General features: G+C 65.9%; 27 protein-coding genes and 1 pseudogene. 13 read left to right on the forward strand and 15 right to left on the reverse strand.

Annotation, left to right across the window (positions count from 1 at the left end):
- Positions 1-289 precede the first annotated feature (289 nt).
- Together ACFWO8_RS02280 and ACFWO8_RS02285 are read left to right on the forward strand one after the other, a co-directional pair.
- Positions 290-580 (forward strand): annotated as a pseudogene (locus ACFWO8_RS02280) (transposase domain-containing protein); the annotation flags it as partial.
- Positions 581-764: 184 nt separating this feature from the next.
- A complete protein-coding gene (locus ACFWO8_RS02285; protein ID WP_378940681.1) occupies positions 765-1,868 on the forward strand; it encodes a transposase in 1,104 nt (367 codons plus the stop codon).
- A gap of 37 nt (positions 1,869-1,905) precedes the next feature.
- Here the strand turns inward: ACFWO8_RS02285 and ACFWO8_RS02290 are convergent, their stop codons facing one another.
- The 3 genes from ACFWO8_RS02290 to ACFWO8_RS02300 all read right to left on the reverse strand — a co-directional run bounded on the left by ACFWO8_RS02290 (position 1,906) and on the right by ACFWO8_RS02300 (position 3,739).
- On the reverse strand, positions 1,906-2,826 hold the full coding sequence (locus ACFWO8_RS02290) for a helix-turn-helix domain-containing protein (RefSeq protein ID WP_378940682.1): 921 nt from the start codon (positions 2,824-2,826) through the stop codon (positions 1,906-1,908).
- A gap of 65 nt (positions 2,827-2,891) precedes the next feature.
- On the reverse strand, positions 2,892-3,443 hold the full coding sequence (locus ACFWO8_RS02295; protein WP_378940683.1) for a DUF6879 family protein: 552 nt from the start codon (positions 3,441-3,443) through the stop codon (positions 2,892-2,894).
- Positions 3,443-3,739: a hypothetical protein gene (locus ACFWO8_RS02300; RefSeq protein ID WP_378940684.1), complete on the reverse strand. Its 297-nt coding sequence runs from the start codon at positions 3,737-3,739 to the stop codon at positions 3,443-3,445. The genes ACFWO8_RS02295 and ACFWO8_RS02300 overlap by 1 nt, the downstream gene beginning before the upstream one ends.
- A gap of 212 nt (positions 3,740-3,951) precedes the next feature.
- On the opposite strand from ACFWO8_RS02300, the gene ACFWO8_RS02305 reads away from it, so the two are divergent.
- Positions 3,952-4,182, forward strand: a complete 231-nt coding sequence (locus ACFWO8_RS02305; RefSeq protein WP_378940685.1) for a hypothetical protein — start codon at positions 3,952-3,954, stop codon at positions 4,180-4,182.
- A 517-nt stretch (positions 4,183-4,699) separates the two neighbouring features.
- Positions 4,700-5,530 carry a class I SAM-dependent methyltransferase gene (locus tag ACFWO8_RS02310; protein WP_378940686.1) on the forward strand — a complete coding sequence of 277 codons (831 nt, stop codon included), beginning with the start codon at positions 4,700-4,702 and terminating at the stop codon, positions 5,528-5,530.
- Between the two features lie 244 nt (positions 5,531-5,774).
- Here ACFWO8_RS02310 and ACFWO8_RS02315 read toward each other — a convergent pair whose 3' ends face one another.
- Entirely contained in the window at positions 5,775-6,437 is a 663-nt protein-coding gene (locus ACFWO8_RS02315; protein ID WP_378940687.1) for a TetR/AcrR family transcriptional regulator, read from the reverse strand.
- 114 nt (positions 6,438-6,551) lie between these two features.
- Here ACFWO8_RS02315 and ACFWO8_RS02320 point away from each other — a divergent pair, with 114 nt between their 5' ends.
- The 4 genes from ACFWO8_RS02320 (at position 6,552) to ACFWO8_RS02335 (ending at position 10,973) form a co-directional block, all read left to right on the forward strand.
- Entirely contained in the window at positions 6,552-7,403 is an 852-nt protein-coding gene (locus tag ACFWO8_RS02320) for an SDR family oxidoreductase (protein WP_378940688.1), read from the forward strand.
- Positions 7,400-8,497, forward strand: a complete 1,098-nt coding sequence (locus ACFWO8_RS02325) for a hypothetical protein (RefSeq protein WP_378940689.1) — start codon at positions 7,400-7,402, stop codon at positions 8,495-8,497. Before ACFWO8_RS02320 ends, ACFWO8_RS02325 begins: the two co-directional genes overlap by 4 nt.
- Before the next feature lie 95 nt (positions 8,498-8,592).
- Positions 8,593-9,531, forward strand: a complete 939-nt coding sequence (locus tag ACFWO8_RS02330) for an alpha/beta hydrolase (protein ID WP_378940690.1) — start codon at positions 8,593-8,595, stop codon at positions 9,529-9,531.
- A 143-nt stretch (positions 9,532-9,674) separates the two neighbouring features.
- Positions 9,675-10,973 carry an alpha/beta fold hydrolase gene (locus ACFWO8_RS02335; RefSeq protein ID WP_378940691.1) on the forward strand — a complete coding sequence of 433 codons (1,299 nt, stop codon included), beginning with the start codon at positions 9,675-9,677 and terminating at the stop codon, positions 10,971-10,973.
- Positions 10,974-11,086: 113 nt separating this feature from the next.
- Here ACFWO8_RS02335 and ACFWO8_RS02340 read toward each other — a convergent pair whose 3' ends face one another.
- The 4 genes from ACFWO8_RS02340 to ACFWO8_RS02355 form a co-directional block, all read right to left on the reverse strand.
- Positions 11,087-11,536, reverse strand: a complete 450-nt coding sequence (locus ACFWO8_RS02340) for a cupin domain-containing protein (RefSeq protein ID WP_378940692.1) — start codon at positions 11,534-11,536, stop codon at positions 11,087-11,089.
- A 119-nt stretch (positions 11,537-11,655) separates the two neighbouring features.
- Positions 11,656-12,879, reverse strand: a complete 1,224-nt coding sequence (locus ACFWO8_RS02345; protein WP_378940693.1) for an acyl-CoA dehydrogenase family protein — start codon at positions 12,877-12,879, stop codon at positions 11,656-11,658.
- Positions 12,880-13,025: 146 nt separating this feature from the next.
- Positions 13,026-13,595 (reverse strand): TetR/AcrR family transcriptional regulator, encoded by a 570-nt coding sequence (locus ACFWO8_RS02350; RefSeq protein ID WP_378940694.1) that lies wholly within the window; start codon positions 13,593-13,595, stop codon positions 13,026-13,028.
- Positions 13,592-14,833, reverse strand: coding sequence for a cytochrome P450 (locus ACFWO8_RS02355; RefSeq protein ID WP_378940695.1), 1,242 nt, complete (start codon positions 14,831-14,833; stop codon positions 13,592-13,594). The genes ACFWO8_RS02350 and ACFWO8_RS02355 overlap by 4 nt, the downstream gene beginning before the upstream one ends.
- A gap of 114 nt (positions 14,834-14,947) precedes the next feature.
- Between ACFWO8_RS02355 and ACFWO8_RS02360 the strand changes: the two genes are divergently transcribed.
- The 5 genes from ACFWO8_RS02360 to ACFWO8_RS02380 all read left to right on the forward strand — a co-directional run bounded on the left by ACFWO8_RS02360 (position 14,948) and on the right by ACFWO8_RS02380 (position 17,170).
- A complete protein-coding gene (locus ACFWO8_RS02360; protein ID WP_378940696.1) occupies positions 14,948-15,406 on the forward strand; it encodes a hypothetical protein in 459 nt (152 codons plus the stop codon).
- Positions 15,407-15,672: 266 nt separating this feature from the next.
- Positions 15,673-16,221 (forward strand): carboxymuconolactone decarboxylase family protein, encoded by a 549-nt coding sequence (locus ACFWO8_RS02365; RefSeq protein ID WP_378940697.1) that lies wholly within the window; start codon positions 15,673-15,675, stop codon positions 16,219-16,221.
- A complete protein-coding gene (locus ACFWO8_RS02370) occupies positions 16,218-16,484 on the forward strand; it encodes a YdeI/OmpD-associated family protein (RefSeq protein WP_378940698.1) in 267 nt (88 codons plus the stop codon). The genes ACFWO8_RS02365 and ACFWO8_RS02370 overlap by 4 nt, the downstream gene beginning before the upstream one ends.
- A 45-nt stretch (positions 16,485-16,529) precedes the next feature.
- Positions 16,530-16,745 (forward strand): type II toxin-antitoxin system CcdA family antitoxin, encoded by a 216-nt coding sequence (locus tag ACFWO8_RS02375; RefSeq protein ID WP_378940699.1) that lies wholly within the window; start codon positions 16,530-16,532, stop codon positions 16,743-16,745.
- A complete protein-coding gene (locus tag ACFWO8_RS02380; RefSeq protein WP_378940700.1) occupies positions 16,742-17,170 on the forward strand; it encodes a type II toxin-antitoxin system VapC family toxin in 429 nt (142 codons plus the stop codon). The genes ACFWO8_RS02375 and ACFWO8_RS02380 overlap by 4 nt, the downstream gene beginning before the upstream one ends.
- Before the next feature lie 22 nt (positions 17,171-17,192).
- Here ACFWO8_RS02380 and ACFWO8_RS02385 read toward each other — a convergent pair whose 3' ends face one another.
- The 7 genes from ACFWO8_RS02385 to ACFWO8_RS02415 form a co-directional block, all read right to left on the reverse strand.
- Entirely contained in the window at positions 17,193-17,354 is a 162-nt protein-coding gene (locus tag ACFWO8_RS02385) for a hypothetical protein (RefSeq protein WP_378940701.1), read from the reverse strand.
- Positions 17,351-17,668, reverse strand: a complete 318-nt coding sequence (locus tag ACFWO8_RS02390; RefSeq protein WP_378940702.1) for a PaaI family thioesterase — start codon at positions 17,666-17,668, stop codon at positions 17,351-17,353. The genes ACFWO8_RS02385 and ACFWO8_RS02390 overlap by 4 nt, the downstream gene beginning before the upstream one ends.
- A 32-nt stretch (positions 17,669-17,700) precedes the next feature.
- Entirely contained in the window at positions 17,701-18,657 is a 957-nt protein-coding gene (locus tag ACFWO8_RS02395; RefSeq protein ID WP_378940703.1) for an exopolyphosphatase, read from the reverse strand.
- 40 nt (positions 18,658-18,697) lie between these two features.
- A complete protein-coding gene (locus tag ACFWO8_RS02400; RefSeq protein ID WP_378940704.1) occupies positions 18,698-19,213 on the reverse strand; it encodes a DUF501 domain-containing protein in 516 nt (171 codons plus the stop codon).
- A complete protein-coding gene (locus ACFWO8_RS02405) occupies positions 19,210-19,788 on the reverse strand; it encodes a septum formation initiator family protein (protein ID WP_378940705.1) in 579 nt (192 codons plus the stop codon). The genes ACFWO8_RS02400 and ACFWO8_RS02405 overlap by 4 nt, the downstream gene beginning before the upstream one ends.
- A gap of 23 nt (positions 19,789-19,811) precedes the next feature.
- Complete coding sequence (gene eno / locus ACFWO8_RS02410) at positions 19,812-21,098, reverse strand: phosphopyruvate hydratase (protein WP_378940706.1); 1,287 nt, start codon at positions 21,096-21,098, stop codon at positions 19,812-19,814.
- Between the two features lie 115 nt (positions 21,099-21,213).
- Entirely contained in the window at positions 21,214-21,930 is a 717-nt protein-coding gene (locus tag ACFWO8_RS02415; RefSeq protein ID WP_378940707.1) for a lytic transglycosylase domain-containing protein, read from the reverse strand.
- Positions 21,931-22,193 lie beyond the last annotated feature (263 nt).

A 22,193-nucleotide genomic window follows, 5' to 3' on the forward strand; every position in this document is an offset into this window, starting at 1 on the left:
ACACCCCCCCCGTGGGTGGTGTGTTGTTGCGGTCCCGTTGTCGGTCGCCCCCCTTGCGTGCCTGCATCCCCCGCCCCCCACGGCGGGCCCCCACTACCCGGGGTGAACCTCCAAGGCCGGGTAGTTAGCGTTTTCGCTGGTAGCGCAAGCAGTTTGAAGATTCTGGGCATAGGGCAACGGAGCTCGTTGGTTCAGGTAGTCGACCAAGACAGCCTGTTCCCGAGGAGCTCCGTTGCCCTTTCATTCTCCCCTGCCTCCCGCGTTGGCGGCGTTCACCCGGACTGTGACCGTGGCCGCAGGCAGGTTCGCGGCCGGTCATCTCGGCGAGTTGACCGTGGTGGTGCCCTTCGAACTGGTCGACGCGGTATTGGAGGAAACCCGGTCGGTGCAGCGCCGGTTGCGTGATCTCCCGTCGCGGGTCGGGGTCTACTTCCTGCTAGCGATGTGCCTGTTCCCCGAGGTGGGCTATCGGGCGGTCTGGGACAAACTCACCGCTTCGCTGACCGGGATACCGTTGCCCGCCCCAACCGCGAAAGCGTTGCGGGACTTGCGTCGTCGGGTAGGTGTCGCGCCGATGCGAAAGTTGTTCGATGTGCTGGCCGGGCCGTTAGCACAGCCCTCGACCCCGGGGGTTCGGTTCGGGCGGTATCGGATGGTGTCATTCGATGGCTGCACCTCCCAGAAAGTGCCCGCCACCGCCCGCAACCGGGCCTGGCTGCGAGCCACCGCCCACTACCCCTACCCGATGCTGGAACTGATGACGCTTGGTCGAGACCGGCACCCGCGCGGTGATCGGGGCAGTGTTTGGGCCTACCGACCTGGGCGAGACCGGCTACGCCGCCAAGCTGCTGCACCTACTACGCCCGGACATGCTGGTGTTGTGGGATCGGGGCTTCGACAGCAACGACTTCCTCGTCAACGTCGCCGCGACCGGCGCCCAAGTATTGGGTCGGGCACGCAGCAACCGGCGAATCCCGGTCTTGGCCCGCTTGGGCGACGGCTCCTACCTCGCAGTCATCGCCGGTATCGGGGTGCGGATCATCGACGCCCAGATCACCGTGACCTGCGTCGACGACACCGTGTTCACTGCCAGCTACCGACTGGTCACGACCCTGACCGACGCCCGCGCCTACCCAGCAACGAGGCTGGTAGCCCTCTACCACCAGCGATGGGAACACGAATCCGCCTACTACGCCCTACGCCACACGATCATGGCCGGACGAGTCCTGCGCTCGGGCGACCCCGTCGGCATCGAACAGGAAATGTGGGCACTACTAGCCCTGTACCAAGTGCTGCGCGTTGTGATGGTCGACGCTGCGGAATCTCGTCCAGGTGTCGATCCGGACCGTTGCAGCTTCGCCATCGCTTTCCATACCGCCCGTGACCAGGTCCTCACCGCGGACGGGGTCGTTCCCACCGGGACCGGTCTTCTCGGGCGGATCGGTGTGCGGGTCCTGGGCAACTTGCTACCGCCACGCCGACAACGGGTCAGCACCCGCAAGGTGAAATCACCGATATCGCGCTACAACGAGCGCCTCAACGACGGGCGGCCCGACACCAGCCGCACCGTCACCAATCTCGACCTCGCCATCATCGTGCCCGAAACCGAACTACCGCCGCTGCCAACCATTTCCCGCCACGACGGCCGCGTTGCCCCGCAACAGCGCAGACGCCACAGGATCCTGGACCTGCTCGACACCGAGCCCACCCGCTTATGGAGAGCCCGCGACATCGCCACTCACTTCGGCGACATCACCCTCAACACCATGTACAGACAGCTAACCCGGTGGGCCGACGACGGTGTCATCCACAAACTCGGCCCAGGCCTCTACAGCGCTACCGCATGGTCAGCGGAAACTCTTGCATGACAAGCGAAAACGCTAACTACCCGGCCTTGGGTGAACCTCACACAACCTCACGCCCACCCGGCGCGGTGTAGCGCACACCGAGCTTGGCACCCGTGAACTTGCCGTCCGCTGAGGTGCCAACGTAGGCGGCAACGTGGTGTCGCTGTTCGGTCGACGGTCGGCGGTCGGCGGTCGGCCGGGTAGCTCGGCTACGAACCCGCCCGGCGCAGGTCCAACGCAACGTTGACCAGCGCGCGGGCGGGTTCGCCGTAGGCTGCCTGGTCTGCCAACAGACCGAAGGTCTTCTCATGCAGGCAATTTCAGACGGCCGGGTGATAGTGAGTTCGGCGCTCACAGTCTCAGTGACCACTTGCACGCGGTCGTAGAGCACGAAATTCGTTGCAGGCGCAAGATATTCAGCCTCCAGCGGGATCACACCAAGCCGGACGTTCGGCCGGTCCAGCTCAGCCAGAACACTTTCCAGCTGCTCGGCCATCACCGCGCTGTCGCCCACGGTCCGGCGTAGCGCTGCCTCACCGATCAGGATGTGGAAGCGGTGCCCACCGCGCTGTAGAACGCGCTTCCGGGCCATCCGCATCGCTACCGATTCTTCCAAATCATCACGGCCGCCAGTGATTGCGATGCAGGCGCGCAATATGCCCCGCGCGTAGCCCTCAGTCTGCAACAGGCCGGGCATAGTGTCGGGGTCAAACCACCGAATGAGGCGCGTCTGGCCCTCGAGTTCGATGGATTGGCGCTGTCGGTGGGCGTGGCCTGCCGCTACGGTGCGCTGCCACTCCAAGTACATCGAGCGCAGATTGCGCACGCTAGCAACGAGATCGTCTAGTACGGCAAGGTTGACGCACGCCTCGCACCAGAGCGCTAGGTCGGCTTCGGTGGGGGCTTGTTGACCGCGCTCGATGCGGGTGATCTTGCTGGAATGCCAGCCGCACCGAGCAGCGAGATCGACGCCAGACAAATGGGCACCCCGGCGCAACTCCCGAAGGCGTGCACCGAGCGCGGCCCGTGCGTCATCTACAGCGTTCACGGCGCGTGCGCGTGCTCACTGTTGGCGTACTGAGTGTGATCAATTCCCTTCTGCCACAACGGCACCCGCACCTGCACGCAGCGGCCAACGATTGCAGGATCGGTGGTGATCGACAGGCCCATGAACTCACCCGTCGCCGCGAAGGTAGTGAAGGCCACGGTGTCATCATCGAACAGCCAGTAGTCATCACCAGGCACCTCAGCCGGGTCGGTAAGGTGACGCGGCAACCACCGCACCGCCTCCCCCACTTCCAGCCGGGTTTCTGTCTCGCTGAGCAGCCACCGCGTGTAGTCCGAGTGCGGCACGGTCACCACGCGCAACCGCTCAAGCGCGATGCCGCGCCCGGCCGTCTCCACCATCAGGTCATCCCAAGCCTTCCAGGACTCGGGCTGTTCCTCGGTTTCGTAGGGTTCGCCTGCCGCCCAACGGCGCAGCGCTTCAACCTCATCGGCCACGCCGTAGGTGTCTTGCACTTCCAGGTGAAAGGCGCGGTGCCGAGCCGCGCGGAACAGCGGCGCGAAAATCCCGTCACCGGCGACGTGCAGCATCAGCGCACCACCACGGCCGTCTCGTCATCGTCGAGCATGAGCTGTGCGAGGACTTCGGGCGCGGTGATCTGCTCGCCACTCACCAGGAACGAACCGGGGGCGTCGCTGGCTTCCACCGGCAGCTTCATACCCGGCTCCAGCCAGCCGAGGAGCGCATGAGGCACCAGTACCGTCCCGGCGCGGTCGGTGATGTTGCCCTGGATCACCAGCTCGCCGGTTTCGGCGGCGAATACCGCCGGGCAGGAGCCGTGACCCGAGCCCGAGCCGACGTGTCGCAGTTTCAAGTGTGAGTGCATTGGAGCCGCCTTTGCGATTGAGACGAACGTACCTCGCAATCGTCCTTCTAATTGTGCCCGGGGATCAACATCATTCGCAAAGCCTCGCAAAGTCATAGTGCGCGCCGAGATTGCCCGCCTAGCGTTCGTACTGCCTCGCCGCCGGGCTGATCCGGCCCGGTACCGGTTCCCCGGCGGCGGGCGCATTGACGAATGACCCACCAGGGGGACTGATGAGCGAAGCGATCAAACCTCAGCTTGATGCGCTAACCGAACGGGCCGCGTGCCGGTCGATGGCAATCCGCCGGGCACCCGAACCGCCGTACGGGTGGGAGCTGTACAGCCCGTTCCGGGTCGTCTGCCACGGCTCGCTCGACAACGTAGCCGCGTGGCTCACCGCAGCCGAACAGCGCGACGGATGTCCCATGACCGTGGGCGAGACCAGCGGGCGGGCAGACGGGTGATCACGCTCGGGTTCGTCGTTGCGGTGGGCCTGCCACTGGCTGTGATCATCGGGGTAGTGCTGTGGCCCGAGCGCATCCCGCCGGACCGCACCGTGTCAGCCATTCAGCCGCGCATTGCGAGCGAAAACGTCCCCCACCTGCGGAGACGCAGCCCCAGCTCCGGCCCACCCCGCTAGGGGCTGTGCCGCTCCCGCTAGAGGCCGCTAGCCCCCGCGCAAGGCCGCCGGAAACCGGCCAAAACCACAAGGCCAGTGGGACTTTGAGAGCTGCCGCTGCATATTTCCGCAGGTCACCGGGGTGTCGCCGGACCGAGCCGGAGGTTCTTAAAATCCGCACAGTCAGGGTTCGAGTCCCTGTGGGGGCACTCTTTCATCGCAGGTTATCGACGTGAGGACGCCCGTCGCGCTTTGACATCGAGGGCGGCGGCAACCGATTCGAGGTCTTCGTCGGAGGAGATCTCGGTGCTCATATCTTCAGCGTGTGCTCTCGGGCCATCGCGATGAACTAGGTTCGAATCGTGACCGCAGCTAACGAGATCCGTGCAGGCGAAGACTTTTACCGGCGGACGCACAACCAGCTGCCGGGGGCGATGAGCCGATACGTCGTCGCGAACCCGCTGCCCGACGGACGATCCAGCTATCAGTATCTTGCCGACCAGGTTCCGAACGCTCAGGAAGTCCTTGATCTCGGCTGCGGCGACGGTTCCCTGCTCGCGGTCCTAGCCCGAAACGGCGCGACCAGACTCGCCGGCATCGACCTGTCCGACGTCGAACTCTCGGCCGCCATGCAGAGACCAGAGCTGTACAGCGCAGATTTGCGGCAGGGACGGGCCCAGGAGCTCCCATTCGCTGACAACTCGTTCGACACCGTGATTTCCCATATGGCGTTGATGCTGATGGCAGAGATCGAACAGGTTTTTGCGGAGGCGGCTCGAGTACTGAAACCGGCTGGCAGGCTGGCGATCTCGGTCGGGCTCAAGCCCGCGGACAGCAGCGGACGCGCGCTGTTTCTGGAGGTGGCGCGACCGATCTTCGCCAGTGCACAGCAATCGGGGTCGATGCCCTCACTCGGGGACCGCCGTACGCGCACCCGAGAGGGGCTGAACGAGTTGGCTTCAGCTGCCGGATTCCAGCCCATCGACTGGACCGAGATCAGCCACGGTCCACACGCGACGCCAGAGCAGACATGGCAGTCCGCTGTCGACTCCTACTACGACGCCACCCTCATCGACACACGCCAGCTCCAGCGCCTACGTGACGAATTCCTCGAACAAGCTTCGAACCTGACCGAGGAAGGGCTGCTCGCACACGGTGCTCGCATGGCAATCGCAACGACTCGGCTCAGCTGACTCGAACACCTCATCGCCGCGAACAGTTCAACCATCGTGAGCATTGAAGCATTGATCAGTGGCGATGCCGTTCTGGGGCGAGCCGGCGCGGCCTGGCACACTCCCGAAGTCGTCGACCCGACCGCGGTGCACCAGACCATCGATACGTTGCCCGTGCACTCGGTGTTTCCGACCACGGACGGCCCGTCCGCGAGAACGGTGGGCTGTTGCGCATCACGTCCTTGAAGGGGACTCCTCCAGATGGTCAGTCGTGTTGAGAGGACGTAGCAACGGCCTCCCACTGCGTGCGAGCGGCAGCGAACAGGTCAACGCACACCGCCACGAGGTCGGTGGGGTCGTCACGGCGCCCGTCCATCAACCAGTCGACCAGCAGGTGGTTGACACCGCCGACCAGTGCTGTCGCGGTCAGCCGCTGGGCTCGTGCGGGGGTGCCTGTCATCCAGGTGGCCGTCACGGTGTCGACGAAATCGCGTAATACCCGGTGACGACGCTGTTCCATGTCCGGTGAGACGCCGACGACTTCGATGAGAACTACCCGCGCGCGGCGTGGGTCACTGGTCAGGTATCCGATGAAGCCGTCGAGTCCTGCTGCGGTAAGCACATCGAGATCAGGTTCGGCCTGTTGGAGCGCGGTGATGGTCGCCGCGCGCATCGCCTCGGCCAGGTTGTCGTAGAGGGCGGCGAGGCAGACCTCCCGGTTGGGAAACGACTCATAGAAATAGCGCTCGGTGACGCCGGCGCCGCGGCAGATCTGCTTGATCGACGCGGCCGCGTAGCCGGAGGTACCGAACTGCTCCAGAGCCGACTCGAGGATGGCCGCGCGGCGCAGGCGCACTCGCTCCTCCGGCGCTACGCCGGAGTACTTGCGGCTGGAAAGTTTCGGGCCGGAGGGTCCTGGGCTGGTCATTGGGCCTTTCCTTCCTGCCGATGAGGTGCAATACTAGCTGAACAACTTTTGACAATCGCGATTGCCCAACATGGCTCGTGGCAGTCGAACCCCATCCGAGAAAGGCGGCATGCCATGACGGGAACACCATTGGCCGGGCGCATCGTGGCGGTCACCGGCGGCGCGCAGGGCATCGGGCGTGAGATCGCGCGCCAGCTCGCCGAGGCCGGTGCGCGGGTGGCGATCGGCGACCGCGACGCCGAGGCCGCCGAGGCGACCGCGCAAGCGCTGCCGGGACAGGTGCGTGCGTTCGCTCTCGATGTGACCGACACCGAGTCCTACCGCCGGTTCCTCGCCGATGTCACCGACCTGTGGGGTCCGCTCGATGTGCTGGTCAACAATGCCGGGGTGATGTGGGTCGGGGCCTTCGGCGACGAACCCGAGTCCGCGACCGAGCGCATGCTCGCGGTGAACCTGCACGGCGTGATCCGTGGTGTGCGACTCGTCGCGCCACAGATGCGCGCCCGCGGCAGCGGCCACATCGTCACCGTCGCCTCGGCCGCCTCCAAGCTCGCCCCGCCCGGGGAGTCCACCTACGCCGCGACCAAACACGGCGTGCTCGGCTACCTCACCGGGGTTCGTGAGGAACTGCGCGGCAGTGGCGTGCATGTGTCGGTGATCATGCCCGGCGTGGTGGACACCGAACTCGCGGTCGGGACCGACAGCGGCGCGACCGCCCGGCTGCAGCCCGCCGATGTCGCCGCCGCCGTCGTGGGGGTGCTGCGCCGCCCGCGATTCCAGGTAGCCATCCCCTCGACCATCGACCTGCTGGTCCGCGTCACCACCCTGCTACCGCAGTCGCTGCGCGATCTGGTGCTGCGCCGCGCAGTGCCCAACCAGGTCGAGGCCGTAGAGCGCTCGAGCACCCGCGACCAGTACGAAGCCCGCGCCTTGTCCGGCACCACCGACCCGAAGAAGGACCGATGACCACCACCGAATCCGCCACCCTGCGTCCGATCCCGGAATTCGATGGCGTCCATGACATCTGGCCCCGAGGAAAGCGGCTCGACGCCATCCGCGAGGCAGCCGAGAACTACCGGGAACGCTTCGTGCGCCAGGGCCAGGTGCGCGCGGTCAAGAGTTTCGACATCGCCGCAGCACCGTATCCGGCGCAGTTCGCGTTCCAGAACTACTCGGTCAGCGTCAACCCCTTCATCTCGATCATCAACCGCATGTTCGTGATCCAGTTCGAGGGATTCGACGGCAAGCTCAAGACCCTGGTGTGGGAACCCACCGTGGCCGCCGGGTCGGCCGAAGCCCCGTTCTACGGCCAGCTGCAGCGCTTCGGCCGCCGGATCGGCCTGGAATCACTGTTCGTCAAGTACTACAACGACCCCGATCAGGTACTGCCCCGGCTCGGGTTGACCAATGCCGACGTGGACTACATCAGCTTCGACCACCTCCACGTGCAGGACCCCCGCATGATCGTGGGCAGCAGCGAGCCGATCGAGGGCGAGTCCGAGCCGCGCGAGCCGTTGTTCCCCAACGCGAAACTGGTCGTGCACCGCAGCGAGCTGGGCACCTTCGAATCCATGCACCCGATGCAGTGGGCATGGTATGTCGACGGCGGTATGAACGGCGTCCCCGAAGACAAGCTCGAGATCTTCGATGGCGACGTCGAACTCGGCGTCGGAGTCAGCCTGCTGTGGACGCCCGGCCACACCGACGGCAACCACTCCCTGGTCGTCAACACCCCCGACGGGGTGTGGGTGTCCTCGGAGAACGGGATGGCCGCCGACAGCTGGCAACCCGAACTGTCGAAGATCCCCGGCGTGCGCCGCACCGCCGAGTTCTATGGGCGCGAAGTCGTGCTCAACGCCAACACGCTCGAAGACTCCCTCGACCAGTACGACTCCATGGTCAAGGAGAAGACTCTCGCCTCCCCGTCGCCGCGAAACCCGCAGTGGCGCCAGATCATTCCGTCCTCGGAGTGCGCGAACTGGAAGCGGCAGTGGCCGGTGGTGCCGACCTTCAGCCACGGCGGCCTCGACTACGGCACCATCACCGTCCCCACCCGGTAATCCGAGCCGCCGACAAGCGAATCCGATGCCCGTACAGAATAATTGGGGAGATCGACATGGCAGTACACACCGGCGCTGATGATCATGTGATAACCGTGAAACGCTCATTCGCCGCACGGTTGACCATCTGGGCATCGCGAATCTTCGTTCGACCGACACTGTGGCTACTTCCGCTGCACTCGTCGATCGGGGTTTACGGCTACCGTTTCACGCAGATCGTGGCCTGCCGGATGTGGTTCGGTCCGACACTCCCGCACACCACGGTAGATGCCGGGGGGCCCAACGGCAGGACCGTCGGCGAATGGGTGGGCGGGCAGCCGGAGCCCGGCGGCCGGTTGATCTATTTCATCCACGGCAGCGGATACATCAGTTGCAGCCCGTGGACCCATCGCGGCCTGGTTTCGGAACTGTCGCGCCGACTGCATCGACCCGTCTTCGCCGTGCGCTATCGGTTGGCGCCGAAGTACCGTTTCCCGGCCGCCCACGACGACGTTCTCCATGGCTACCTGGCGTTGATCGAACAGGGACACCGGGCGAGCGAGATCATCGTGATGGGCGATTCAGCCGGCGGCCACCTCGCCTTGGGGCTGTGCGGCCAACTGCGCGAACTCGGTCTCGAACAGCCCGCCGCGGTGGTCGGGTTCTCGAGCGTCGTCGACCCGACCTGGCAACTGGCCCAAGTCCACAACAAACTCGTGTGGGATCAGTTCATCTCCGGCAAGACTGGTCCGCGGATCATGCAGACCTATCTGAAGGGGGCGGATTTCAGTGATCCGCGCCTGGATGTGCTCGGCGCGGTCGGACCCGACCTGCCACCGATGCTGTTGCAAGCAGGCGGGAGCGAAGTTCTCGCCTCGGACTCCGAAATCTATGCCGCGGCATTGCGCTCAGCAGGCGGACGATGCGAGCTCGAGGTGTGGTCCGGCATGTTCCATGTGTTCCAGATGGGTTACGCACAGCTATCGGAGGCACGAGGCGCTCTCGACAGTGTCGAGCGGTTCGTCGCGAGCATCGACGCGATCAGCGATATTTGACCATCGGCTGGATTATGTTGTAAATCTGACAATTGCCGATGCCCGATTAGGTGCGGTGCAGAGATGATCAGGGGATGCGGGGCAGCGCGTGTGATCAGACATCGACGCGCACCTGCTCTTCCCTCGATCTGTGGAGCTCTACGATGAATTTCGCCTTCAGCCTCTCCGCGCTGAAGCGGCCGACCATAATGGTCGGCTGTCTCGCCACCACCGTCGCTGTGCTGTGCGGAGCACCCGCGCACGCGCAACCAGCGGTTGCCCCGATCGCCGTGGCCAACCCCTATTCGGCGCATCCGCTGCCGTCGACCGCTCCTGGCGACATCATCGCCAGCCAACCGGTGACGATCCCGACAGTGCCGGCCCGGTCCACCCTCATCAGCTACCAGAGCGTGGACGCGCTCGGCGCCCCGATGGCCGTCTCGGCAACGGTTCTTGATCCGTTCATGCCGTGGACCGGGCCGGGCGAACGCCCACTGGTCACCTTCACGGTCGGCACCCACGGTCAAGGCGATCAGTGCGCGCCCTCCAAGCTGCTCACCGGATTGATCCACTACAGCCCGCTGCTGGACGTGATGCTCGAATACGAGACCGCGTTCATCGATCTGCTGCTCGCGCGCGGCATCGCCGTGGTGGTAACCGACTACCAGGGCTTGGGCACCCCGGGCACCCACACCTATTTCAATCGTGCCGCCGAAGCGCACGCGGTACTCGATGCCGCCCGTGCCGCACAGCGTCTGCCGGGTACCAGCATCCCCGCGAACGGTCCGGTCGGAATCTGGGGCTACTCCCAAGGCGGCGGCGCGGCGGCGGCCGCCGCTGAATCCGCCGGCACCTACGCGCCCGAACTCGATCTGCGCGGCACCTTCGCCGGTGCGCCCGTCTCGCACCTCGACGACGTGCTCAGCTACTTCGACGGCACCTTGATCTCCGGCGCCATCGGCTACTACCTCAACAGCGTGATGGCCGTCTATCCCGAAGCCGTGCCCGAGATCGAGGCAATACTGAACCCGGCCGGCATGGCCATGCTGGACACTGTCCGCAACCAGTGCCTGTTCGAGACCACCTTCACCTACGGTCTGCAGCAATCGCGGCAGTGGACCACCAGTGGGCGTCCGATCGCCGAGCTGCTGATCGAAAACCCCGTGCTGAGCGCGATTCTCGACGAACACCGAGTCGGTAACGGCACGCCGAGCGCACCAGTCCTGATCATCACCGGCGACAACGACGACATCGTGCCCGCCGACCAGGCCCGCAAGGTGGCCCAGAGCTGGTGTTCACGCGGCGCCACCGTCGACCTCGTCAATTCCCCGGTCCCGGACTTCCTGTCCGGCTTGGGCCCCGGCCACAACATCAACGAATACGCCGCCAACTTCCTGTGGACCCAGCCGCTGCTCGACCAGATGTTCTACGGCGCCCCAGCTCGCAACACTTGCGGGGCATAAGCCGACCCGGTGCCACCAGGGTCGGAGACTCCGTGCTCTCGCCCCTGGTGGCTCGGACGCCGTTGACGGTGCACGCGCAGGTGCTCGCGGCGCCGCCGGGCGCCTGAAAACGGCTACGGGCAGTCCGGGGCGGGGGCGTCGACGAAGAGTGGTTCCCCCGCGCGATTGAGGTAGGCGACGTACATCTGCGCAGGCCCGCTGCCGAGATTGCGGCCGACATGCACGTGAGCGGGCCCGACGGTCTCGGACAGTCCCTGGCCCGCCGAATACGTGACCGGCACGCAGTCAGTCTCGTAGCGCGTCACCGCGCCCGCGGTGACGACGGCGAGGACGTTGCCGTCGTGATAGTGCCACCCGAGCGTTCCCCCTGGCGCGATGGTGATCCGCCGGAAGGTGAACGTGCTCGGCAGCGAGGCGAAGGGGCTGAATTCGCTCACATCGATGAGGGTCAGCGGTTCGACGCTCACGCCGGAGGACGGTGTGGCCGAAGTCGATGGCGCGAGGGCGACGACTGCGGCGGCGACCACCACGGCGCCGGCAAAAGCATTCCGGTGGATTCGCATCTTCGTAGTATACGAGCGGACTACCTGCACGAATAGCTGAAATAAACCGACCGACACGGCACGAAACGGGCGGCACGCTCCGGGGCCGGAGCGTGCCGCGAGCTCGGATCGCCGGCGGACTACCCGGCGGTCAGTCCCTTGGCGATATGGGTGACCTGGATTTCGTTGCTGCCCGCGTAGATCATCAGCGACTTGGCGTCGCGGGCCAGCTGTTCGACCTTGTACTCGGCCATGTACCCGTTGCCGCCGAACAGCTGCACGGCCTCCATCGCGACCTCGGTGGCGGCGCGGGAGGAGTAGAGCTTCATCGCCGATGCCTCGGCGAGGGTCACCTGGTCGCCCGCGGCGGTGCGCTCGATGGCGTTGAACACCATGTTCTGCACGTTGATTCGGGCGATCTCCATCTCGGCCAGCTTCAGCTGGATGAGCTGGAACTGCGCGATCTCCTTGCCCCACAGCTTGCGGGACTTGGCGTAATCGATGCTCAGGCGATGGCATTCGTTGATGATGCCGAGCGCCAACGAGGCGATGCCGATGCGTTCGGCCGCGAAAGACTCTTTGGCGCTGGACTTTCCGTCGCCCTTCGCCGGGTTCTCGGTTTCGCCGAGCAGGCGGTCCGGCGTGATGCGGACGTTCTCGAAGAACAGTTCGCCGGTGGGCGAGGAGTTCATCCCCATCTTCTTGAACGCGGGGCTCTGCACGAAGCCGGGCATGCCCTTGTCGAGTACGAACGCCAGCACCTTGCGGTCGCGCCGGTCGACGCCGTCCTCTTCATCCAGCTTGGCGTAGACGATGGTGACGTCGGCGTGCGGACCGTTGGTGATGAAGGTCTTGCGTCCATTGAGGATGTAGTCCTCGCCGTCACGGCGGACGTAGGATTTCATGCCGCCGAAGGCGTCCGAACCCGAATCGGGCTCGGTGATCGCCCAGGCCCCGACCTTGGCCATGGTGACCAGCTCCGGCAGCCAGCGCTTCTTCTGAGCGAGCGTGCCGCGGCTGCGGATGGTGCCCGCGGTGAGACCGAGGCTCACCCCCATCGACGCCACCAGGCCGAGGCTGACACCGGCGAGTTCACTGTTGAGAACGACGCCCATGCTGCCCGCGCCACTGAATCCGCCGCTCGACTTGGCCGCGCCGGTGCCGGCTTCTTCACGGGCGAAGGCCTTTTCGAGCCCGTCCCGCGCCATCTCGTCGAGCCCGAACGTCGCGAACAACTTGCGGATGATGTCGAACGGCGGCAGCGCGCCGCTTTCCAACTGATCGATGTGCGGGGTGACCTCCTTGGCGATAAAGCCACGCACCGCGTCGCGGAACATCAGGTCTTCATCGGACCACTGATACATGTCGTGAACTCCCGAGGGATCGCCGGAACTTTCCCTCAAATATAGAACACGTTCTAATTCGATGACTGACGGACGCCGCGACGCCGGACATCGACCAGCGCGGTCGTGGCGGTGATGTCACGAGACAGGTCGCCCGGCGGCCCCGATCAGACGAAGGTGCGGGTGATGATCGGGGCGACGAAATCTTGGAGCATGGCGCGCTCGTCAGTTTCGTCTCGACCGGGGGTGGCAAGGAGGGAGACGATGACCCGGGTGAGCCAGCGGGCCAGACGGCTGCGTTCGGGGTCGCTCAGGTCAGTGTCGGTGAACATGGCTGCCGCGAGGGATTCGATGACATCGGAGTCCTGGCTGATTCGGCTCGCCGCGCCGGAATCGCCCGGCCGGAACCAGGCGATGAGCAGGGGGTCGGCACGGACCGCCTCGACCGCGCCGAGCATCGCGGCGATGACGCGCTCGCCGGGGTCGGCGATATGGCGGACCTGGTCGTCGAGGCTCGCCACGATACGGCGAGTTTCACGGTGCACGAACGCGATTCGCACCGCCTGGCGATTGTCGAAGTAGCGATACAGCGTGGCCCTCGAGCACCCGGCCGCCTTGGCGATGTCGCCCATGCCGACCGCGGCGACCCCGTGTTCGGCGAACAGTTCCGCGGCCGCGTCGAGGATGCGTTCGGCCGCCAGATCCGCCCGATCGGTGGCCAGCCAGTCGCCGCTCACGCCGAGCTCGCCGCGCGGAACGGGACCGAGATGGGCCAGCGCACATAGTTGCCGTGCGCCCACTGCACCGCGTCGAGGTCGACGGTGAAGTCGGGGCAGCGGGTGAGGAGTTCCTCGAGCGCCACTCGCGCCTGCATGCGGGCGGCGGCCGCGCCGAGGCAATGGTGATGCCCGTGGCTGAAGCTGAGGATGCGCTTGGGGTTGCGCCGGATGTCGAGTTCGGCTGCGGTGGGGCCGAATTCGCGTTCGTCGCGGTTGGCCGAACCGTAGAGCAGCAGGACGCGGCGGCCCTCGGGGATGGTGGTGTCGTGCAGTTCGACATCGCGGGTGGTGGTGCGGGCCAGGCCCTGCACCGGCGAGGTCATCCGCAGGAACTCCTCGATGGAATCCGGGATGAGCGCGGGATCGTCGATAAGCAGTCGCCGCTGGTCCGGGTTGGCGGTGAGCAGTTGGACCGCGCCGCCGAGGTTGCCGGTGGTGGTGTCGTTGCCGCCGGTGATCATGGTGAACGCGAAGCCGAGAATCGCGACCAGGCCCTCGTTGTCGCCGTCGGCGCCGAGGCCGGAGGCCAGCAGGTGCGAGATGGTGTCGTCGCCCGGTTCGACGCGGCGACGGGCGATCAGTTCGCTGAAGTAGCCGACCATTTCACCGACCGCGGTGAAGGCGTGCTGGTCGCCTGCGGCCAGCCCGGCCCCCGCGACCGCGCCGCCGACGATGTTCTCGGTCCACGCGTCGAACTTGGCGTGATCTTGTTCCGGCACACCCAGATAGTGGGCGACAACCATGGTGGGCAGCGGCTTGAACAGCTCCTTGACGATGTCGCCCCCGCCCGCCGCGCGCAGCCGCTCGATGCGTTCGACGACGAACTTGCGCACCGCGGGCTCGACCGAATTCACCTGGCGCGGTGTGAATCCCGGTGACACCCGGCGCCGGAAATCGGTGTGCTCTGGCGGGTCCATGAAGACGAACGGCTTGACGGCGCCGAACCCGGCGGCCGCCAGGTCGACGTAGTCCACGGTCAGTCCCGACGCGGAGGAGAAGGTCGCGGGGTCGCGCGCCGCCGTCCACACATCGGCATGCCGCGACAGCACGTAGAAGTCGTTGCCTGCCTGCTCGGCGGGGACCACCCGGTGCACAGGATCGTGCTCACGCAAAGCGGAGTACATGGACCAGGGGTCACGCCAGGTTTCTCCGGAGCGAAGCTCGAAGCCGACCGCATGAGACGTCGTTGAACTCATGCCTCCAAGATAAGATATATTGGTTCATATGTCTCGCGATTGGTGGGCGAAATGCAAGCCTCCACCAGTTCCACATGTGCTGAATTAGTTCAGCACTATGTGTAGCCTGGGGGTATGAAGTCTTTACCGTTCAGCGAGCTCATCCGTAAGCAGACGTCGGTCTTCCCTCTGTTGGCCGAGTCCGATGTCATGCTCGAACGGCGCGATGCTGAGAATGTTGTGCTGATGCGCGACGAGCGCTACCAGGCGATGGACGGAGCGCTACGAATCGCCGCGCGGTCCCTCACCCTGGTAGCGAAGGCCAACCGCCAGATGGCCGAGGAAGTGCTCGCAGAAGAACTCCCCTGGCTCACCTGGCTACCTTCAGAGCATCGCGCAGAAGCCGTACGCGAGTTGCTCGACCACCTTGTCGCTGGCGCCGATACAGGCTTCTACCTGCCATTTCAGCGAAATTTGATCGCATGGAAGCACACCGCGCAGATCTACACCGATCCCGCGCTCGTCCGCGATCTCAGCGGACCTTTCGAGCGCACAGACCATGGGGAGATCGGCCGACCCAAGGCGTCGGAGTGAGTGGGGTCAAAATACGAGGTCACCGGCGGGGGTCGGATTTGGTACGCCATCGATGATGAAACCCGCACCATCTGGATCACCAAAGCTGCAACAGGCCATCCCGGCGTGACAGACAAGGGTGGCGGTCGCCGCCTCCGCTGACCCAAGTCGCGGGCATATGCTCATGCTTCACAACAGGAATGCGAGACGGATCACCCTGGGGTTCGGTGGCCGGTCGGCGTAGGTTCATCGATAGCGGAAACCGGCGACACGAAGAGGTGTTATCGATGCGGGTGGTCAAGCGAGTTCGGGGATACGCCAAGGTCATCGGGCAGGCCCGGCGAAATCGTGGGGATCTGGTCGGGTGGCTCGGGCGACGGCCGCAGATCGCGGCGGCGACCGTGACCTATGAGACGGCGTTGTTGTTCAGCAACAAGCTCGATCCTCGGCTCAAAGAGCTGGCCGAGCTCAAGACGGCAGGGTTGGTGGCTTGTCAGTTCTGTCTCGATATCGCGTCGGCGCTGGCGCACACCGCCGGGCTGACCGAGCAGCAGCTCACCGATCTGCCCCGGTACCGGACCAGCGACGCCTATACCGAGCTGGAGAAGTTGGTGATCGCGTTCGCCGAGGCGATGACGGTAACCCCGGCGGTCGACATCGACGAGCTGCGCGAAACCCTGCTCACCCACCTCTCGAAGGCGCAGCTCACCGAGTTGGCCGCCGGCATCGCGTGGGAGAACCAGCGCGCCCGCCTCAACCAGGGTCTGGGGGTGCGGCCGACCGGGATGGCCGATGGGATGGCGTGCGCGATGCCGGAACCACGCGTGGACTCATGAGTGGTCAACGCGTGGCCGGTGGCGTGGTGCACGAGTTGCCCACAGACTTGCGCGAGGCACTGCTCGCCAATTCTGTGGCGCTCGCGGCCTGGCACGACATCACGCCGCTGGCCCGCAACGAGTTCATCTGCTGGGTCGAGGACGCTAAACAGGCGGCGACCCGCGAGCGCCGCATTCGACGCACCCAGGAAGAGCTGGAAGAAGGACAGCGACGCCCGTGCTGCTGGCCTGGATGCAAACACCGTGAGCGCACCGGCGGATAGCGCAGCACAGCAGTTATACACACATACGTGTGTATACTCTGAATTATGGCGAGACTCAATGTGTACGTGCCCGACGATCTGGCCGAACGCGCCAGGGCAGCCGGGGTCAATGTTTCGGCATTGACTCAGGCGGCGATTGTGGCCGCACTCGAAGAGAACGCGACGTCAGCGTGGTTGGCTGATCTCGTCGATCGGCCCGAGATTCCGCACGACCAGGTGCTGGCGGCGATCGACGCAGCCCGAGACGAGTTCGACCAGTGAGCGAGGCCGAGCAGATCGTCCTCGATGCCAGTGCGATGGTTGACCTGCTCGTTCGCAACGACCGGACGGATGCAGTCAGCAAACGGATTTCGGCAGCTGTACTCCACGTGCCCGCACATTTCGACGTAGAGGTACTGTCCGCCCTCGGCCGCCTGAGCCGGGCCGATCTGGTGACAGTCTCCGAGGTGGAGACTGCACTCGGTCGCCTTGCTCGGGCTCCCCTGACGCGCCACCACGTCGTTAACCTGACAGTGGGTGCTTGGAACCGCCGAGCGGCGATCAGGCTTGCCGACGCACTCTACGTAGAACTCGCTGAGCAGTTCGAGATGCCACTTGTCACCACAGACGGTCGATTGGCGCGAACTTACCCTGGGGCCGAGTACATCGGCGACGAAGCGGGAACGGCGGAGTCTGGTTCGGCTTGAAATCTGCTGCCGGGACGACCGGTTACACCGCGTGTGGTGTCTCACCAATCGGGATGACCTTCGCGGTGGCGGTTGCTGTGGCGATGGTTTCGCCCGCTGCGCTGGTGAGGGTGCCTTCTAAGTAGGCGAGGTCGTTGGTGCGGTGCCGGATGTGGCCGACACCGAGGATGCGGCCTGGTTTCACCGGTTGCAGGAAGCTGGTTTCATTTCGAGAGTCGACTGGAAATGGTCGTGGTCGAGCCCTGCGAGGAGGGCGGTGCCGACTGTGTCGTAGAGCATGGCGGCCAGGAAGGCGCCGAGGATATTTCCCGCGGGATTGGTGAAGGCCTCGGTTGCGGCGAAGGCAACCTCAATGGTCGCGGTGGCGTCGTCGTAGCTGACGAATTCGAAGCCGAGGGTCGAGGCCGCACGTGGCATGGGTGCGTGACCGTGCACCGCGTCCCAGAACGGGCCGGATCTGACGGGATCCGGGCTCGATGGCAAGTCGTCGGCGCTCATATCGACCCCTTCGCATCAGGCTTCGATAATAGTCAGGCTCCGTTGATGATCGACATGGCGATGCCGTCGAGGATGTCGTGTTCGCTGACGATCAGTTCGGAAACTCCTGCGCGCTCGGACAGTTCGTCGGCGAGAACCTCGGTGATGACCGCACCCCCGCCGATCACGTCGACACGGCCGGGGTGCATCGGGCCGAGGGCGGCGCGTTCGTCGTGGTTCATGCCGATCAGGCGGTCGCAGACCTGGTGTACCTCGGCGAGGCTCAGGCGGGTGAGATGCACTCGCGCGGAGTCGTATTCGGGGAGGTCGAGGGCCACGGCGGTGATCGTGGTCATCGTGCCTGCCACGCCGACCCAGGTGTGCACCTTGTCGACGGGGACCTTGGCGAAGGCTTCGTCGAGCTTCTGCTGGGCGAATTCCCTTGCGGCGGTGACCTGGTCGGGGGTCGGCGGGTTGCCCGCGAGGCAACGTTCGGTGATCCGGACGCAGCCGATGTCGGCGGAATAGGCTGCCTGGACGCCGTTCTCGTCGCCCACGACCAGCTCGGTGGAACCGCCGCCGAGATCGACCACGACGAAAGGTCCCGCGTCGGCGGACAATTCGCCGACAGCACCCGCGAAGGACAGCCGCGCTTCTTCGTCACCGGTGATCACCTCGGCGACAGCGCCCGGCACCGCCCGGCCGAGTTCGGTGCGGGTCATCGAGAAGAAGTCGTCGCGATTGGCAGCGTCGCGAGTGGCGGAGGTGGCGACCATGCGGACGCGTGAAACACCCTGCGTCACCATGACATCGACATAATCGGCCAGTGCCAGGCGTGTGCGTTCGATGGCTTCGGGCGCGAGGCGGCCGGTGGCGTCCACACCCTGACCGAGCCGCACGATGCGCATCTCCCGGTGCACGTCGGTGAGGCCACCGTCGGCACCCACCTCGGCGATCAGCAGGCGGATCGAGTTGGTACCGCAGTCGACTGCGGCGATGCGCTCACTCATGGCGTTCCTCCAGGTCTCGTGCGCCGGGGCACTCCCGCGATTATGCCTGTTCGCCAGGTGCGGCGGGCCAGTCGGCCGGGATCGCGGTCCCACGGAATCCGGCAGCGGCGGCCAGCGCGACGGCCTCGTCACCGAAGGGGTTCAGGCCGGGCCCCTTGGCGAGCGAGTGCGCGATCAGCACATGCAGGCATTTCACCCGGTCGGGCATCCCACCACCGGTGAAATCGGTTCCGAGAGACTCGATTTCGTTGCGTTCGGCCAGGTAGCTCTCGTGCGCGCGACGGTAGGCGGCAGCCAGTTCGGGGTCGGTGGCGAGGCGTTCGGTCATCTCACGCATCACCCCGGCTGATTCCTGCCTGCTCGCCTCGGCGGTGAGCCGCGGGTCGGTCAGGTAGTACAGCGTGGGGAACGGGGTCCCGTCGGGCAGGCGCGGCGCGGTCTTCACCACGGCGGGCAGGCCGTCGGGGGTGCGGTAGGCGACGGCGAGCACACCGCGAGGCTCGCGGCCCAACTGCTTCGCGATGATCTCGAGATCCTGCTCGTTCGGTGTCGTCACCGTGGTCCTTCCGGGGCTGGTTCGGAGATGCTGCGCCACAGGTCGGTGTACCAGGGGTCGGGCGCCGCTGTTCGGGTGCTCATCGGCGGCGGCGCTGGTGCTTCGATGCCGGGAATCTGCACGATGTAGGGGGTTTCGCCGGGCATCACCAGACGAAGGCGGTCGCGCGCTTCGGAACGGATGTAGGCCGGATCCTGTTGTCGCGCACGACGATCACGCAGGCCGGCCAGGTCGGCTTCGAGCTCCACCCGCTCCTTGGCCAGTGCGACGGCCTCGGCGCGCTGACTGAAGTACGTGCGCGTCGGCACGGCCAATGTCAGCGCGAGGCCACACAACACCGCCGCCAGGATCACCGCTTTACCGGTCGAGAGACCGAGGATGGTGTGTTCGCCGCGTTCCAGCTTGCCGCTGGACTTGCGGGTGGCACCAGCGGGTTGCGGGTGACGCCGGGTCGGGCGCTTGGCCGCGGTGGGGCGGCCCGGCGTGTCGAGACTGGGGCGGGAGCGAGCGGCCCGCGACGTGCGCTTGTCACCTCGTCCACCCGGACTGGTTCCACGCGCACGTCGCTCGGTCATTCGCTACCGCCCCTGTACTACTTTCAGAATTCGCCGGTGAAACGCGGGAAGGCCACGTCACCCGCGTAGCGTGCCGAATCACCGAGGGCGTCCTCGATGCGCAGCAGCTGGTTGTACTTGGCGACCCGCTCGGAACGCGCGGGAGCACCGGTCTTGATCTGGCCCGAACCGACGGCGACCGCGAGGTCGGCGATGGTGGTGTCCTCGGTCTCGCCCGAACGGTGCGACATCATGGTCTTGTAACCGTTGCGGTGCGCCAGCTCGACAGCGTCGAGGGTCTCGGTCAGCGTGCCGATCTGGTTGACCTTCACCAGCAGCGCGTTGGCCGCGCCCTTGGCGATGCCCTCTTCGAGGCGCTCGGGGTTGGTGACGAACAGGTCGTCGCCGACCAGCTGCACCTTGTCACCGATCAGGTCGGTCAGTGCCACCCAGCCGTCCCAGTCGTCTTCCGACAGCGGATCCTCGATGGAGACCAGCGGGTACCGGGTGAGCAGGTCGGCGTAGAACTCGCCCATCTCGGCGGCGGTGCGGACCTTGCCCTCGAACTTGTAGCCCTCGCCCTCGGTGTGGAACTCGGTGGCGGCCACGTCGAGCGCCAGCGCCACATCGGTGCCGAGCTTGTAGCCCGCGCGCTCGATGGCGACGCTGATCAGGTCGAGCGCTTCCACAGTGCCCGCGACGTCGGGGGCGAAGCCACCCTCATCACCGAGACCGGTGGACAGGCCCTTCTCCTTGAGCACGGCCTTGAGCGAGTGGTACACCTCGGTGCCCCAGCGCAGCGCCTCGCGGAAGGTGGGCGCGCCGATCGGGGCGACCATGAACTCCTGCACGTCCACGCCGGTGTCGGCGTGCGCGCCACCGTTGAGGATGTTCATCATCGGCACCGGCAGCACATGGGCGTTCGGGCCACCCAGGTAGCGGAACAGCTCGAGACCCGAGGACTCGGCGGCACCGCGGGCCACGGCCAGCGACACACCCAGCAAGGCGTTCGCGCCGAGGCGGGACTTGTCGGGGGTGCCGTCCAGGTCGAGCAGGACCTGGTCGACGGTGCGCTGCTCCACGGCGTCGAGGCCGATGATGGCGGGCGCGATCTCGTCGAGGACGCCCTCGACAGCCTTGGTCACACCCTTGCCGCCGTAGCGGTCGCCGCCGTCACGCAGCTCGACGGCCTCGTGCTCGCCGGTGGACGCACCCGAAGGTACGTCTGCCCTGGTCAGGGTGCCGTCGTCGAGGGCGATCTCGACCTCGACGGTGGGATTGCCGCGCGAATCCAGAATCTCGCGAGCTCCGACCTGTTCGATAATGGCCACGAAAACTGCTCCTTACGACGGAAGGCACGGTAGGTATCACGGGAAGGGCCGTGCGCTGCCGAGCCTATCGTCTCGGCGGAGTGTGGAGTAACCGGCACTCCGGGTGCGTGGGTAACTACACGCGGCGGCCGATGCTGTATATCGCGGCGCGATCGCGCACCACATGCATGTATTTGTTCGACTGGTTATAGGCGAACAGGGCACGCTGCCAGCCGTCGGCCGAGGTCAGATCGCCGCCGCGGGTGCAGAGGTAGCGGGCGGCGGTGAGCGCGGCGTCGTCGATGTTCTGCGGGTCGACCACGCCGTCGCCGTTGGCGTCGACGCCCCAGCGCTTCCAGGTCTCGGGGATGAACTGCAGCGGGCCGACGGCGCGGTCGTAGGTGGTGTCGCCGTCGAGGCTGCCACCGTCGGTGTCGCGGATGTCGGCGTTGCCCTTGGTGCCGTCGAGGGCGACGCCGATGATCGACGGACGCACCGTCCCGTCGGCGTCGACGCCCGCACCGCGGTGGGTGCCGTGCCCGCTCTCCACGCTGGCGATGCCGGCGAGGGTGGTCCAGGCGATCCCGCATTCGGGCTTCGACTTCGCCAGCACGGCAGCAGCGTATCCATAGGCCTCGAGCGCGACCGGTTCGATGCCGATCGCTCCCGACTGCTCGTCGGCCCAGCCGCGCAACTGCTCGGACGCGCGGCCGGGTGCGTCGACGTCGATCACGGGCAACGCGACTCCTGGCCCGGGCGGCATGTCGTCGGGGATCGACGCGAGCGAACTACACCCGGCTAAAAGCGCACTGATCGCAACCGCGGCGGCCACGCCGACCTTCTGCACTGACATCTCTCAATCATCCCGATCCAACCGCCTTCCCCGCACATCTCACAGTGACTTCACAGGTCCGCTAGTCCGCCTCCCCGCGATTTTGGGCCGGACTCAGGTGGTAGTTCAGCTACGTCGGCGGCCAGACCCAGGAACGTGGTCGGGTTTGCTCGTCCCCGGTGAGTTACCCATGTACGTACGAGATCAGGTGGAATCGCTGTATCCGGTGCTGTGGGTCGGGGTCGGCGGTGTCAGTGAGTAGGTGGAAGCGCTGTAGTCCGGCG

Origin of the sequence: Nocardia sp. NPDC058480 (genome assembly GCF_042720495.1) — a bacterium.
Lineage (GTDB): Bacteria > Actinomycetota > Actinomycetes > Mycobacteriales > Mycobacteriaceae > Nocardia.

What these genes read in the sequence shown, in the direction of transcription:
- ACFWO8_RS02295 (WP_378940683.1), bottom strand. Translation starts at nt 3,443, where the DNA reads ATGCTGCACGTCGCCGGTGACGGGATTTTCGCGCCGCTGTTCCGCGCG.
- ACFWO8_RS02300 (WP_378940684.1), bottom strand. Translation starts at nt 3,739, where the DNA reads ATGCACTCACACTTGAAACTGCGACACGTCGGCTCGGGCTCGGGTCAC.
- ACFWO8_RS02305 (WP_378940685.1), top strand. Translation starts at nt 3,952, where the DNA reads ATGAGCGAAGCGATCAAACCTCAGCTTGATGCGCTAACCGAACGGGCC.
- ACFWO8_RS02315 (WP_378940687.1), bottom strand. Translation starts at nt 6,437, where the DNA reads ATGACCAGCCCAGGACCCTCCGGCCCGAAACTTTCCAGCCGCAAGTAC.
- ACFWO8_RS02320 (WP_378940688.1), top strand. Translation starts at nt 6,552, where the DNA reads ATGACGGGAACACCATTGGCCGGGCGCATCGTGGCGGTCACCGGCGGC.
- ACFWO8_RS02325 (WP_378940689.1), top strand. Translation starts at nt 7,400, where the DNA reads ATGACCACCACCGAATCCGCCACCCTGCGTCCGATCCCGGAATTCGAT.
- ACFWO8_RS02335 (WP_378940691.1), top strand. Translation starts at nt 9,675, where the DNA reads ATGAATTTCGCCTTCAGCCTCTCCGCGCTGAAGCGGCCGACCATAATG.
- ACFWO8_RS02340 (WP_378940692.1), bottom strand. Translation starts at nt 11,536, where the DNA reads ATGCGAATCCACCGGAATGCTTTTGCCGGCGCCGTGGTGGTCGCCGCC.
- ACFWO8_RS02345 (WP_378940693.1), bottom strand. Translation starts at nt 12,879, where the DNA reads ATGTATCAGTGGTCCGATGAAGACCTGATGTTCCGCGACGCGGTGCGT.
- ACFWO8_RS02355 (WP_378940695.1), bottom strand. Translation starts at nt 14,833, where the DNA reads ATGAGTTCAACGACGTCTCATGCGGTCGGCTTCGAGCTTCGCTCCGGA.
- ACFWO8_RS02360 (WP_378940696.1), top strand. Translation starts at nt 14,948, where the DNA reads ATGAAGTCTTTACCGTTCAGCGAGCTCATCCGTAAGCAGACGTCGGTC.
- ACFWO8_RS02365 (WP_378940697.1), top strand. Translation starts at nt 15,673, where the DNA reads ATGCGGGTGGTCAAGCGAGTTCGGGGATACGCCAAGGTCATCGGGCAG.
- ACFWO8_RS02370 (WP_378940698.1), top strand. Translation starts at nt 16,218, where the DNA reads ATGAGTGGTCAACGCGTGGCCGGTGGCGTGGTGCACGAGTTGCCCACA.
- ACFWO8_RS02375 (WP_378940699.1), top strand. Translation starts at nt 16,530, where the DNA reads ATGGCGAGACTCAATGTGTACGTGCCCGACGATCTGGCCGAACGCGCC.
- ACFWO8_RS02390 (WP_378940702.1), bottom strand. Translation starts at nt 17,668, where the DNA reads ATGAGCGCCGACGACTTGCCATCGAGCCCGGATCCCGTCAGATCCGGC.
- ACFWO8_RS02395 (WP_378940703.1), bottom strand. Translation starts at nt 18,657, where the DNA reads ATGAGTGAGCGCATCGCCGCAGTCGACTGCGGTACCAACTCGATCCGC.
- ACFWO8_RS02405 (WP_378940705.1), bottom strand. Translation starts at nt 19,788, where the DNA reads ATGACCGAGCGACGTGCGCGTGGAACCAGTCCGGGTGGACGAGGTGAC.
- ACFWO8_RS02415 (WP_378940707.1), bottom strand. Translation starts at nt 21,930, where the DNA reads ATGTCAGTGCAGAAGGTCGGCGTGGCCGCCGCGGTTGCGATCAGTGCG.